This is a genomic window from Flavobacterium procerum (assembly GCF_042431625.1).
Taxonomy (GTDB): domain Bacteria; phylum Bacteroidota; class Bacteroidia; order Flavobacteriales; family Flavobacteriaceae; genus Flavobacterium; species Flavobacterium procerum.
Genome location: NZ_JBHLYW010000010.1, coordinates 175,419 through 188,571, shown reverse-complemented (window position 1 = coordinate 188,571; position 13,153 = coordinate 175,419). Strand labels below are relative to the sequence as shown.

Annotated in this window: 11 protein-coding genes; 6 read left to right on the top strand and 5 right to left on the bottom strand. The window is 34.6% G+C overall.

What is annotated here, in order from left to right; translation table 11 throughout:
- The first annotated feature begins 137 nt into the window (after positions 1-137).
- Positions 138-2,513 (top strand): penicillin-binding protein 1C, encoded by a 2,376-nt coding sequence (gene pbpC / locus ACFFLS_RS15200; protein ID WP_379684641.1) that lies wholly within the window; start codon positions 138-140, stop codon positions 2,511-2,513.
- A gap of 2 nt (positions 2,514-2,515) precedes the next feature.
- Here pbpC and ACFFLS_RS15195 read toward each other — a convergent pair whose 3' ends face one another.
- The 3 genes from ACFFLS_RS15195 to ACFFLS_RS15185 all read right to left on the bottom strand — a co-directional run bounded on the left by ACFFLS_RS15195 (position 2,516) and on the right by ACFFLS_RS15185 (position 5,614).
- On the bottom strand, positions 2,516-3,022 hold the full coding sequence (locus ACFFLS_RS15195; RefSeq protein WP_379684642.1) for a hypothetical protein: 507 nt from the start codon (positions 3,020-3,022) through the stop codon (positions 2,516-2,518).
- A gap of 343 nt (positions 3,023-3,365) precedes the next feature.
- A complete protein-coding gene (locus tag ACFFLS_RS15190) occupies positions 3,366-4,910 on the bottom strand; it encodes an Rne/Rng family ribonuclease (RefSeq protein WP_379684643.1) in 1,545 nt (514 codons plus the stop codon).
- 413 nt (positions 4,911-5,323) lie between these two features.
- Positions 5,324-5,614: an HU family DNA-binding protein gene (locus ACFFLS_RS15185; protein ID WP_007805026.1), complete on the bottom strand. Its 291-nt coding sequence runs from the start codon at positions 5,612-5,614 to the stop codon at positions 5,324-5,326.
- A gap of 141 nt (positions 5,615-5,755) precedes the next feature.
- Here ACFFLS_RS15185 and mutY point away from each other — a divergent pair, with 141 nt between their 5' ends.
- The 4 genes from mutY to gldD all read left to right on the top strand — a co-directional run bounded on the left by mutY (position 5,756) and on the right by gldD (position 9,582).
- Positions 5,756-6,796 carry an A/G-specific adenine glycosylase gene (mutY, locus tag ACFFLS_RS15180; protein ID WP_379684644.1) on the top strand — a complete coding sequence of 347 codons (1,041 nt, stop codon included), beginning with the start codon at positions 5,756-5,758 and terminating at the stop codon, positions 6,794-6,796.
- A gap of 460 nt (positions 6,797-7,256) precedes the next feature.
- On the top strand, positions 7,257-7,697 hold the full coding sequence (locus ACFFLS_RS15175) for a single-stranded DNA-binding protein (protein WP_379684645.1): 441 nt from the start codon (positions 7,257-7,259) through the stop codon (positions 7,695-7,697).
- Positions 7,698-7,722: 25 nt separating this feature from the next.
- Entirely contained in the window at positions 7,723-9,018 is a 1,296-nt protein-coding gene (locus tag ACFFLS_RS15170) for a gliding motility-associated protein GldE (RefSeq protein WP_379684646.1), read from the top strand.
- Positions 9,019-9,021: 3 nt separating this feature from the next.
- A complete protein-coding gene (gene gldD, locus ACFFLS_RS15165; RefSeq protein WP_379684648.1) occupies positions 9,022-9,582 on the top strand; it encodes a gliding motility lipoprotein GldD in 561 nt (186 codons plus the stop codon).
- Positions 9,583-9,636: 54 nt separating this feature from the next.
- Here gldD and ACFFLS_RS15160 read toward each other — a convergent pair whose 3' ends face one another.
- Positions 9,637-10,014 (bottom strand): heavy-metal-associated domain-containing protein, encoded by a 378-nt coding sequence (locus tag ACFFLS_RS15160; protein ID WP_379684649.1) that lies wholly within the window; start codon positions 10,012-10,014, stop codon positions 9,637-9,639.
- Between the two features lie 101 nt (positions 10,015-10,115).
- Between ACFFLS_RS15160 and ACFFLS_RS15155 the strand changes: the two genes are divergently transcribed.
- A complete protein-coding gene (locus tag ACFFLS_RS15155; RefSeq protein WP_379684650.1) occupies positions 10,116-10,982 on the top strand; it encodes a DMT family transporter in 867 nt (288 codons plus the stop codon).
- A gap of 119 nt (positions 10,983-11,101) precedes the next feature.
- Here ACFFLS_RS15155 and ACFFLS_RS15150 read toward each other — a convergent pair whose 3' ends face one another.
- Positions 11,102-13,150, bottom strand: a complete 2,049-nt coding sequence (locus ACFFLS_RS15150; RefSeq protein WP_379684652.1) for an insulinase family protein — start codon at positions 13,148-13,150, stop codon at positions 11,102-11,104.
- Positions 13,151-13,153: the final 3 nt, after the last annotated feature.

Sequence of the window (13,153 nt, the reverse complement as noted above, 5' to 3'; positions counted from 1 at the left end):
CTGTGGCTATAAAACTTTGTAAACTTTGCAAAAAAATAAAGTTTCCCGCAGATCAAGCAGATAAAAATGAAATCTGCCCAATCTGCGGAATCTGCGAGCAAAAAAACTTAGCGCCTTTGCGGTTAAAAAAATAAGCATTGAAAAATAAAATTAAAGCGTTTTTTCAGCGCATTATAAACTGGATAAAAAAGAACAAGATAAAATCAGCAATTGCATTCCTGCTCTTGCTGATTTACTATTTTTCGATACCCCGAACTTTATTCAAAGAACCTTACTCAACAGTTATAGAAAGCAAAGAAGGAGAATTACTCGGAGCCAAAATTGCTCGCGACGGACAATGGCGTTTTCCGGCTCAGGACAGCGTTCCGGATAAATTCAAAAATTGCATTGTTTATTTTGAAGACGAATATTTCTATAAACATCCAGGATTTAATCCCGGAGCGATGATTAATGCTTTTAAGCAAAACAGGAAAGCAGGAAAGGTAGTTCGAGGAGGAAGTACATTGACTCAACAGGTTATTCGATTATCTAGAAAAGGAAAAAACAGAACCTATTTCGAAAAAATCATCGAAATCATTCTAGCAACAAGATTAGAATTAGGATATTCTAAAAATGAAATTCTCGAAATGTACGCAGCGCATGCTCCATTTGGAGGAAATGTTGTAGGATTAGAAATGGCTTCGTGGCGTTATTTTGGCGTTCAATCGAATCAATTATCGTGGGCAGAGAATGCAGTTTTGGCTGTTTTGCCAAATGCCCCAAGTTTAATTTATCCGGGAAAAAATCAAATAAAATTACTCAATAAACGAAACCGACTTTTATTAAAACTGCATCAGGAAGGTATTATAGACAAGCAGACTTACGAATTGTCGATTGAAGAACCTCTTCCCCAAAAACCTTATGATTTGCCACAAATCGCTCCGCATTTGCTTCAGAGAGTGGCTAAAAACGAAGAAGGAACAAGAGTAAAAACTACAATTGATTATGCTTTACAAAATCGTGTCAATCAGATTGCGAGGTATTATTACAATCAATACAAACAGAATGAAGTGCATAATCTTGCAATTTTGGTAATTGATGTTCAGAACAGAAATGTGATGAGTTATGTCGGAAATTCTCCAGCAGACAGCGACCACCAAAAAGATGTTGATATTATTGACGCACCAAGAAGTACAGGAAGTATTTTGAAACCGCTTTTGTACGGCGCGATGCTCGATGATGGCGAATTGTTGCCCAATACTTTAGTAGCAGACATTCCAACACAGATTTCAGGATATACACCGCAAAATTTTAATCTGACATTTGACGGAGCAGTTCCGGCGCATCGTGCGTTATCGCGCTCGCTGAATATTCCAGCCGTTTTGATGTTGCAGGAATTTAGTGTAAATAAATTTTATGAAGAACTGCAGAAGTTTAAATTGAAGAATATTAACAAAACACCCGATCATTATGGTTTGTCACTTATTTTGGGTGGCGCCGAAAGTAATTTGTGGGATTTGTGCAGAACATACGCCAATTTATCTTCGACATTAAATTACTTTACAAAACATCAGGCGAAATACAGAACGAACGAATTTACAGAACTAAACTATAAAAACGATTTTAAGCCCGATTTTGGCTCAGAAACCAATCAAAAGAATATTTTGGGCGCAGGGTCAATTTGGCTGACTTACAACGCAATGGAAGAGGTTAATAGACCAGAAGGAGATGAAGCATGGAAATTTTATGATAGTTCATTGAAAATTGCGTGGAAAACCGGAACAAGTTTCGGAAATAGAGATGCTTGGGCAATTGGAACCAATTCAAGATATGTGGTTGGAATTTGGGTAGGAAATGCTACAGGAGAAGGAAGACCAACCTTGACAGGAGTAACCAGCGCAGCGCCAATTTTATTTGATGTTTTTAATTTACTGCCAAGACAAAGATGGTTTGATACGCCTTATAAAGATTTGGCAGAAGTTGAGGTTTGCCGATTAAGTGGTTATCTGGCAAAAGACAATTGCCCTAAAATCAAACAATGGGTTCCAAAAAAAGGAAAATCGACTAAAGTTTGTCCGTATCACCGAACGATTCATTTGGATAAAACAGAACAGTTTCAGGTAAACAGCAGCTGCGAAAGTATAGATAATATAGTGACAAAAAATTGGTTTGTATTGCCTCCGGTTATGGCGTGGTATTACAAAAGCCAGCATATAGAATATCTGCCACTGCCACCATTTAGGGAAGGCTGTGAAGGAACGCAAACGATAACAATGGATTTTATTTATCCAAAAGCCAATAGTAAAATTTACCTAACGAAAGATTTTAATAGTAATGTTCAGCCTGTTATTTTAAAAGTGGCTTATTCTGAAAGAGATAAAGAATTGTTTTGGTATGTAGATGATGTTTATAAAGCTACAACCAAAACCTTTCATGAACTGCCTATTACCCCGACAACAGGAATACATTATATTACAGTTGTAGATGCTTCAGGGAATGAAATTAGACGAAAAATTGAAATTGTGAGGGAATAATTTTATTGTATCATATTAAACTTTTGGTACGCTTTTTCATTTTTTGTTAGACGTAAAGTGAGCGAAGTGGTAAAGCCTTTATATACAGGTGTTTTTTCGTTATTGTATGGGAAGGAATATCCAAAACCTAAATCAAACCGATTTAAAAAAGTAAATCCGCCTATTGCATAAGCGTTTTTATTAGAGCTTCCTGTTTTTATAAATAGCAATTCCTTGTTGTAGGATAAATGTATATCAGGAAGTCCATAATAATTTCCGTTATAACTGTTTGTGACTCCGTATCCCGCGCCGAGAAAGAGTTTGTTTTCATCTTTGCAGTCCAAACAAAATTCTAGTCCTCCAGTTAGGAGGCTTTTATTTGCTATTGAATAGTTTACATAAAAAATAGGCTCAAATGTAAAATCAGATTTGGTGTTTTGAGCATTTGTATTGAAAGAAAATAGGGCAATCGTTAAAAAATAAACTGCTAATTTTCCTGAATATGATTTGTGAAAATTGGTAAAAAGCATAATAGAGTATTAAAATTTCCATAAACATATTTAATTATAAATAATTTAATAACCCTATTAAGTTTTTTTTCTGTCATTATATGACAGAAAGCACTTTGTATGAAATAGTAAGAGAAATATTCTTAAGAAAATGATTGCCTAGCCCAGATAGAAGCGGTATCCTTTTTCTGGCTTCTTTAGCCAGGAAAAGATACAAGCGGATAGCTGGAAATTGCTCTTGATTAAAAATATTTATCCACGAATTATACAAATTATCATAAATTAATTAGTGCTCATTCGTGTAATTAGTGGCAAAAAAAAAGCCACAAAAAAACCGCCAATCTCACGAAAGGCGGTTTTTATTTTATTCTGAAATAACATTTCCTTTATTATCGTAGAAATGGTATTCTAAGTACGTGTAAGCGTCACGAGGTATGATTTTCACCCATTTTTTATGTTCAAAAAACCATTTTGAACGTAATGATGGAAAACCTTTGCTGAGGTATGCAGCCACAAACGGATGTGTATTAAGCACAACTTTATTGTGGGTTTTTAAAAGTCTTTCTAAATCAGAGGTAATCTTGTCAATTATTAAGATTGGCGCTTCAATTTCGCCATTGACTTTATCAGGATCTTCTTCTCTGGTTTTTATATTAACTTCTGGTCTTACGCGCTGTCTTGTAATCTGAACAAGTCCAAATTTACTTGGCGGTAATATTTTATGTTTTGCTTTATCGTCGCTCATTTCTTCTCGCAAGAAGTCGAACAAGACTTTCCTGTTTTCTGGATTAGACATATCGATAAAATCAACAACTATGATTCCGCCCATATCTCGCAGACGTAATTGTCTTGCGATTTCTGCTGCAGCAATCATATTCACTTCCATGGCTGTGTCTTCTTGGTTGGTCGCCTTGTTAGAACGGTTTCCGCTGTTTACGTCTATAACGTGCAGCGCTTCGGTATGTTCTATGATAAGATAAGCACCTTTACTCATGGAAACAGTTCGGCCAAATGAGGTTTTGATTTGTCTCTCTATATTGTATTTCTCGAAAATCGGAGTGTCATTTGATTGATAAAACTTAACAATCGATTGTTTTGAAGGAGCAATTTCTTGCAGATATTCCTTCGTTTGATGGTACAACTCTTCATCATCTATTTGAATACCGCTGAAGGTATCGTTGAATACATCTCTTAATATCGAAGAAGCTCTGTTAAGCTCTCCTAATACTTTTGATGGATGATGAGCAGTTGGTAATTTTTTACACATTGCAGACCATCTGCCAAGCAGGTTCTGCAAATCTTTTTCTAATTCGGCTACGTTTTTGCCTTCGGCTACTGTACGAACAATAACACCAAATCCTTTAGGTTTGATCGATAGAACAAGTTTTTTTAGACGATCCTTTTCTTTTTTGTCTTCTATTTTTTGAGAAATAGAAACACGATCAGAGAAAGGAACTAGAACGATAAATCTTCCGGCAAGAGAAAGCTCAGCACTTATTCTTGGGCCTTTGGTTGATATAGGTTCTTTAACTACTTGAACTAAGACAGATTGATTGGCACTTAAAATATCAGTAATGATGCCATCTTTGTCAATCTCTTTTTCAAACTGAAAGGTTTTTAGGGAGAAATCTTTTAATTTACCTGCGCTTACAAGTTTTATGAATTTCAGCTGAGAAGCTAGATTTGGACCCAAATCGTGATAATGTAAAAAGGCATCTTTTTCGAAACCTACATTCACAAAAGCAGCATTAAGTCCAGCAACGGGTTTTCTGATTTTGGCAATAAAAATATCACCAACCTGAAAGTTGCTTTTTTCTTCTTCTTTATGTAATTCAATTAGTTTTCCATCTTTTAATAAGGCAAAATCTACTGCTTCAGAACTAGATCTAATGATTAATTCTTTATTCACACTGTAAATTTTTATCCAGACTTTTAGTTTCAGGTTTTAGGTTTCAAGTTTCAAGTTTTGCAACTCATAACTCATAACTTATAACTCATAACTGAATTGTAAGGATGGATTAAACAATATTTTTAACAGGTATTAACCCGGCTGGGAAAGTTAAATTTCAATTTTCAAATTCCAAATCCCAATCTAAATAGGTGTTGAGACCTTAATTTTTGGATTTTGGATTTTATTTTTTGGAATTTTTTAAATTTCCCAAATTTCAATGAACGTTTAAAAAGAAAAAAGTAGTTTAAAACTACTTTTTCTTTTTGTGGCGGTTAGCTCTCGCTCTTTTCTTACGTTTGTGAGTAGCTACCTTATGTCTCTTTCTTTTTTTACCACTTGGCATATCGTGTCAGATTTTATGTTAATTAATATTATTTTGCTTCGTTGTTGGTTTTAACTCCTTCTACAAAAACTTTTGCAGGTTTAAACGCAGGAATGTTGTGTGCAGGAATTTTGATAGTTGTGTTTTTAGAAATGTTTCTTCCAGTCTTTTCAGCTCTAGTTTTAACAATAAAACTACCGAAACCTCTTAGGTAGACATTGTCTCCAGTTTCTAATGAAGTTTTAACTTCTTCCATAAAAGTTTCAACTGTTGCTTGAACGTCTCCTTTTTCAAGACCTAATTTCTCTGAAATTTTCGCTACGATATCTGCTTTCGTCATTTTCTTTCCTATTTTATTTTTATAAATGGTGTTTTATTTTTTTGAGTTTGCAAATATAGGAATTAAAAAAACAATTAATCAAGCTAATTCGTTAAATTTTAATCACATAAACATTTACTTTTGTATTATAAGTATTTTGCAATGAATTTTCATAACATATTGATAAAATGGTATTTACAGAATAAGCGTGATTTGCCATGGCGTAAAACGACCAATCCTTACCATATTTGGCTCTCAGAAATTATGCTCCAACAGACACGTGTTGCTCAGGGAATGCCTTATTTTTTTTCGTTTACGAAGGAATTTCCTACGGTGAAAAATTTGGCAGATGCTTCAGAAGAAAAGATTTTAAAACTTTGGCAAGGATTAGGATATTATTCAAGAGCCAGAAATCTTCATAAAACCGCTCAATTTATTGCAAATGACTTAAATGGTGTTTTTCCGGATTCATATAAAGAGCTGCTAAAACTAAAGGGTGTTGGTGAATATACTGCAGCGGCGATTGCTTCTTTTTCTTATAATGAAGCGGTACCAGTCGTTGACGGAAATGTTTTTAGAGTGCTTTCTCGTTATTTTGATATCGAAACCGATATTGCTTTGCCAGCTACTAAAAAAGAATTTACGGCCTTGGCAAAAGAGCTCATTCCTGCTGATAATCCTGCGGTTTTTAATCAGGCGATTATGGAGTTTGGAGCGCTCCAATGCGTGCCGAAAAATCCCGACTGCACTATTTGTGTTTTTAATGAAAGCTGTGCGGGACTTCAGAAAAAGAAAGTCAATCAGCTTCCCGTAAAATCGAAAAAGGTAAAAATTACAAATCGGTATTTCAATTATTTGGTTTTGGAGGACGTTTTAGGAAATACTTTTATTCAAAAAAGAACATCTAAGGGAATTTGGCATAATTTGTATGAATTTCCGCTTCTTGAAACCGATAACATAGCCGATTTTGATTTTGTTTCTCAGAATGCGCAACAATTTTTCTCTCATTATACAATCAATAGTATAGAAAAATGCAACGATTCTGTTGTCCATAAATTATCGCATCAGCATCTTACGATTCAATTCTGGAAAATTAAGATAAAAGATATAATAGAAAACGGAATTGATGCCGAAAAACTAAAAACGTTCCCTTTTCCCATTGTTATTTATAATTTTATAGAAAATATGGAAATTAAGACCTAACGATATACATAGGCATAGAAAAGTATTCGCAAAAAAATGGCAAAAAAGAAACCAGCAATAGCCAATTCGCAAGCAGATTTTGCGGCTATTGGACTTTTCTCTTTTTTTAACGCGTAAATCAGAAATCCAAGAATCGGGATAAAAAATGAAAGAATTTTTACTATTAGATGTAAATCGGAACTAGATTTATTATAGTCTGAATTGTATGCCATTTTTGTTAAATTATAAGGTATTGAAACGAGTTGCAAAAGTAGTCTTTTATTTACAAATTATTAATAGGATAATCAATTTTTATCAGTTAGAAGCATTTAGATAGTTAACAAAGGCAATTTAGCACAAGAGAAAAGTCAACTATTATATGAAATATTGAAGCTAAGTATCCTTAATTTGTAATTTTATAGAAAAGCAAGAATTAATTTGCTAAAAAAATGTATCTTTGGTAGAAATACCACAAAAAACTATGAATGGAACATTAAATAAAGTGATGCTCATTGGCCATTTGGGCGATGATGTGAAGATGCATTATTTTGATGGAGGCAATTGCATTGGACGTTTTCAGCTGGCTACAAATGAAGTTTATATTAATAAGAGTACTAACGAAAAAATTACTTCAACAGAGTGGCATAATTTGGTTGTACGCAATAAAGCTGCCGAAATCTGTGAAAAGTATCTTTCTAAAGGAGATAAAATTTATGTTGAGGGCCGTATAAAGTCTCGCCAATGGCAGGCCGAAGACGGAACAACAAAATATACAACCGAAATTCAGGTGACTGAATTTACATTTCTTACGACCAAAAAAGAAACCGTGAATCAGAAGTCAAATCAGGAGGCCGATTCAGCAAAAAATGCTAATTTTGATACATCAAACGAAAGTTTGCCTATAAACGATCTTCCGTTTTAGCTATGTTTAACTAATTTTTCTTGATTTGGACCCAGAGCCCAGTTTATTTTTTACTACTAATCCTGACAGCAATTTTGTAATTGGTTTTGTCGCAATTTTTATTTTGCTGTTTTTGTCAGCTATCGTTTCTGGTGCCGAAGTGGCACTTTTTTCATTATCTCAAAAAGAAATTGATGATACGTTGGCAGAAAATCTTTCTAAAGGTAAAATAATATCGAATCTTCTCGATAGACCCAAAAAACTCTTGGCAACATTACTAGCCGCAAATAATTTTTTCAATATTGGAGTAGTCATATTATTTGCTTTTATAGGACAAGATATTTTCTCGGGCGTGAGTTCGCCAGCTTTTAGATTTATTCTCGAAGTAATTTTGGTAACCTTTCTGATTTTGCTTTTTGGAGAAGTGCTTCCAAAGGTTTATGCAAGCCGAAACAGTCTTAAATTTGCCAAACGAGTAGCCTATCCAATCGCCTTTCTTGATAAATTACTCTCTCCAATTAGCTTGCCGATGCGAAGCGTTACCTTATATTTGCAGAATAAATTGGGGAAACAGAAAAATAATTTTTCAATCAACCAGCTTTCTCAGGCGTTAGAATTGACAGATTCAGAGGGAACTTCGACAGAAGAACAGAAAATTCTAGAGGGGATTGTATCTTTTGGAAATACAGACACTAGGCAGGTAATGAGTCCGAGAATTGATATTTTTGCATTGGAAATAACCGAATCATTTTCTGAGATTTATCCAAAAATAATCGAAAAAGGATTTTCAAGAATTCCGATTTACAGAGATAATATTGACCAGATTGAAGGCATTTTGTTTGTCAAAGATTTGCTTCCACATATTGATAAGAAAGATTTTGACTGGGCATCCTTGATTAGAGAGGCTTTTTTTGTTCCGGAGAATAAAAAACTGGACAATCTATTAAAGGATTTTCAAGGGCTTAAAAGCCATTTGGCAATCGTGGTTGATGAATATGGAGGAACTTCTGGACTTGTTTCGCTCGAAGATGTAATTGAAGAAATAGTAGGGGATATCAGCGATGAATTTGATGATGAGAATCTGAATTTTTCGCAGATTGATGAAAAGAATTTTCTCTTTGAAGGAAAAATAAATCTGAAAGATTTTTACCGAATTGTAGATGTAGACGAAGACCTTTTTGAATCTCGCAAAGGCGAAGCAGAAACGCTTGCTGGATTTATTTTGGAAATTTTAGGAAATTTCCCAAAAAAAGACCAGAAAATACATTTTAAAAATTGCGTTTTTACTGTGGAAACTGTCGACAGAAAGCGTGTAAAACAAATAAAAGTAACATTAGAATAAAAAATGTTTAGAAAAGTAATTTTTGCTGCCGCTGTTGTTTTGGCAGCGACTACCGTAAGTTGTAAAGATGATGTGGTGCCAAAACCAGCAGGATTTTTGCGTTTAGATTATGCTGAAGCAAAATATATGAATTTTGAGAATAATTGCCCGTTTTCATTTGAAATGAATGAAGAAGCAGTTATTAAAGGAGAAAAAGACTGCGGTTTTGCGATTACTTATCCTAAAATGAAAGCAACGATTTATTTGACATATAAACCGGTAAATAATAATATTGATAAACTTTTGAGAGATGCTCAAAAACTGACTTATGAGCACGTAATCAAAGCAGATGATATCTTGGAACAACCGTATTTAAATCCGCAAAAAAAGGTATACGGAATGTTTTATCAGGTCGACGGAAATGCAGCAACAAATTCACAATTTTACGTTACAGACAGTACAAAACACTTTTTGATTGGATCGGTTTATTTTTATGCCAAACCCAATTTCGATTCGGTTATGCCGGCAGTAAGTTATGTCAAAAACGATATGCAGCGTTTGATGGAGACGTTGAAATGGAAATAAGAATAAAAATGGCGTTCAAATCTGAACGCCATTTTTTATTTTTGAATTTAAAAATTAAGATTTAAAATTCGAAACTTTATATGTTTTTCCGTCTCCGGTTTCTTGAACCGCTTTTGTTAAAGACTCAGAATTTTGGATTGTTTTATCAAAACTTACGGTTGCTGTTTTTTTGTCAAAATCAACCGTTGCTTTGTCAACTCCGTCAAGATTAGCTAATTCTTCTTCGATTGTTTTTGCACATCCAACAGCGCAAGTCATTCCGTCGATTGTGAAACTTGCAGTTTGTAAATTTTCTGCGGCAATTGGTTTGTGTTCTTTCGGAGCGCTTTTTTCTGCATTTACAACCTGAAGGCTTTTGTCTGCTTCTTTTTTACAGCCAACCAATATTAAACCAGCAATTGTTGCGGCGATTAAGATTTTTGAAATTTTCATTATATATAAATTTTAAATTGCGAATTATGTTACTGCAAAATTAATAAAAAGAGAGCCGTCAGTTCGCAAAATAATTACAAATTTGTAGTAAAATACGATTTATGGAAACAAAACAGCTAAAGTGGATTTACTTGTCGATTCTTTCTCTTATTTGGGGAAGTTCTTTTATTCTGATAAAAAAAGGACTGATTGGCCTTACCGCTATTCAAGTCGGTTCGTTCCGAATTATTTTTGCAGCGCTTTTTCTGTTGATTGTAGGTTTTAATAGTCTAAAAAAGATTTCTCGGCGCCAATGGAAATTTGTTGCCCTTACGTCGCTTTTCGGTACTTTTATGCCAGCTTATCTTTTTGCAATTGCAGAAACTCAGGTAGAAAGCTCGATAGTGGCCATCTTAAATTCGCTAACACCTTTAAATACTTTGGTTTTAGGGATTTTAGCTTTCGGAATTCAGTTTCAGAAACGACAGGTCATGGGCGTGTTTATTGGTCTTATTGGATGTTTGCTGTTGGTTCTGAGCGGAGATTCTTCAGGAGGAAGTCAAAATTACCTTTACGTTTTATTGGTGGTTGTAGCAACGTTGAGTTACGCCATCAATGTGAATTTGATTAAGAAATACCTGCACGATTTAAATTCAGTCAGCATTACTACGGGAAATTTTACGGTTTTGCTTCTTCCGGCTTTGATTATATTGAGTACAACTGATATCGGTCAGAGAATAAATTTAGAAGAAACCCGACATTCTATATTTTTTGTCATGATTCTCGGGGTTTTAGGAACCGGAATTGCAAATATTCTCTTTTTTAAGCTGATACAAATGTCATCTCCTGTATTTGCAACGTCTGTAACTTATTTGATTCCGATAGTGGCCTTTTTCTGGGGATTATTAGACAACGAAATGCTGACGCCGATTCAGTCAGTAGGTGCATTTGTTATTCTAATCGGAGTTTACTTGTCAGCGAAAAAGTGAGGGAGTCTTGTTAACTAAACAAAATTAATCAAGAAAAAAGGCTTTATCAAAGTCCAAACTTTGACAAAGCCTTAAAATATCTTAGAAACTTAGTGACTTAGAGCCTTAGCGGCTTAAAACTACAAGAAATCCGCATCAGAAACACCTTCGTTGATTTTAATTTCAGCTATTTTGATATCCAGTTCGAAACCAATGTTTTGAACCAAATTATAAGGAACTTTTACTCCTTTTACTTCTCTGTAATCTTTAAAATTAGTAATTTGTATTACTGATTTTCCGCCTTGCTCACGAACTTTAGATTCCGCAACTTTCAAACCTGATTTAATGTCGTAATAATAAGTTGTTTTGCCATCTTTTATTGTGTAGGCGTCGCTTCCGTTTATTGGTTCGATGCTGTCTACTTTTAAATCGGTGCGTTTTACCAATTGTAATTCTTCAAAAGGAGCGGCATTTGCTTTCATTTCTTTAAGATCTTCTCCTTCTAAGCTTTTTCTTTGTCCTTGTTGTTCAATATAAGCGCCTTTATCATTTACAACCTGTTTCATTATCGTCATTGTTCCCATAGATAATGACACCATCATTTTTCCTTTTGAGTCTAATTTAGATGTAAAAGTCAATGGAGCAGGAGCTTGCGGAATCGAGGTGCTACCGTTCATAAATAATGTTTTTGCAGCAGAGACCGCTTTTTCTCCTCCAATAGCTTTTATGTAATTTTCGAAAACGGTTTTAGCGCTAATATCTTTTGGAGCATCTTTTTTAAGAGCCGGTTTATCAACAGGACTTCCGTATTTGTCAAAGTAAGAGATTGGAATCTGCAGTTTTTCTAAGCCAGGAAGCACATCAGAACCTTTTCCAACGATTACAATACGCATATTATCCAATAAAAAATATTTGTTGGCAACACGGTAAATGTCGTCAGCAGAAACATTGTTGATGGTTTGAATGTATTTTTCGTAGAAATCTGCCGGAAGTTTTTCTGTTTCAATGTTTAAGGCATAACGTGCAACAGCCTGCGGTTTTTCTACCTGCATTACAAATCTTCCAATATAACCTGCTTTTACATTTTTGAGAACATCAGCATCAACTTTTTCAGTTCTGATTCTTTTGATTTCTTTGATAAATTGTACGACAGCACTGTCGGTTACTGTATTCCTAACGGCAGACGTAGCTTTAAATTTAGATACATATTTGCTGCTTCCAATGCTAGAATTAGCTCCGTACGTCCAAGCGTGCTGTTCGCGTAAATTCATGTTTAGGTAACTGTTGAAATCACCTCCTAAAATCTGATTTGCAATTACTGCAGGGAAGAAATCAGAATCGCTCATTTTTAAATTTACAGTATTTACAAGCGAAATTTCGGACTGAACAGCATTTGGCATATCTACAAAATCAATTTGAAGTTTTGCTGCATTTGCTGGGTCGGGATAATTGTTTTTTGGTGCGGTCTGTTTTTTCCATCCACCGAAAAGTTTCTCTACAGAACTTTTGATTTCTTTAAACTTAACATCGCCGATAACAACTAAATATGCATTTTCAGGAACAAAATAAGTATTATAATTGTTTTGAACATCATTTAGTGTAACGTTGTTTACAGTCGCTTCTGATAAAAATTCTCCCGCTGGATGGTTTTTTCCAAAAGCCAAAACATCAACTACACGGTTTGCAATTGCTGGAACGCTTTTTTCGTCTGCTTTCAGTCCTTCCAATAATTTTGCTTTTTCTTTGTCAAATTCAGTTTGCGTAAAATTGGGTTGTAAAGAGCCTTCTGCCAAAAGTTCTAAAACGCGTCCCGAATATTTAGAAAGTGAACTTGCATAAGCGCCTTGAGCAGTAAAATTGATGTTGGCTCCGTAAAAGTCGATTTCTTCGTTAAAAGCTTCTTTAGTGGTTTTTTTTGTGCCATTTCCAATTAAGCTGCTGGTCAATTCATCCACACCTTTTTTGTTTCCTTCTGTAAAAGGAGCATTGTCAAGAGTAAGATTAAAGCTTACACGAGGCAGTTTGTGATTTTCAACAACCAAGACCTTCATGCCGTTTGCTAGAACAAAAGTCTGAGGTTTCTTGATGTTAACAACTGGCGAATTGCCCGGTTTTGGTTGTGGTCTGTCTTGTGCTTGCATAATTCCAGTTAGGAAGGAAAGGATTAAAACTGTATATAATTTTTTCATGAT

Excerpts from the sequence above, each read along its gene's own strand:
- gldD (WP_379684648.1), top strand. The coding sequence starts at position 9,022 with ATGTTTAGAAAAGTAATTTTTGCTGCCGCTGTTGTTTTGGCAGCGACT.
- ACFFLS_RS15150 (WP_379684652.1), bottom strand. The coding sequence starts at position 13,150 with ATGAAAAAATTATATACAGTTTTAATCCTTTCCTTCCTAACTGGAATT.
- ACFFLS_RS15195 (WP_379684642.1), bottom strand. The coding sequence starts at position 3,022 with ATGCTTTTTACCAATTTTCACAAATCATATTCAGGAAAATTAGCAGTT.
- ACFFLS_RS15155 (WP_379684650.1), top strand. The coding sequence starts at position 10,116 with ATGGAAACAAAACAGCTAAAGTGGATTTACTTGTCGATTCTTTCTCTT.
- mutY (WP_379684644.1), top strand. The coding sequence starts at position 5,756 with ATGAATTTTCATAACATATTGATAAAATGGTATTTACAGAATAAGCGT.
- ACFFLS_RS15160 (WP_379684649.1), bottom strand. The coding sequence starts at position 10,014 with ATGAAAATTTCAAAAATCTTAATCGCCGCAACAATTGCTGGTTTAATA.
- ACFFLS_RS15185 (WP_007805026.1), bottom strand. The coding sequence starts at position 5,614 with ATGACGAAAGCAGATATCGTAGCGAAAATTTCAGAGAAATTAGGTCTT.
- ACFFLS_RS15175 (WP_379684645.1), top strand. The coding sequence starts at position 7,257 with ATGAATGGAACATTAAATAAAGTGATGCTCATTGGCCATTTGGGCGAT.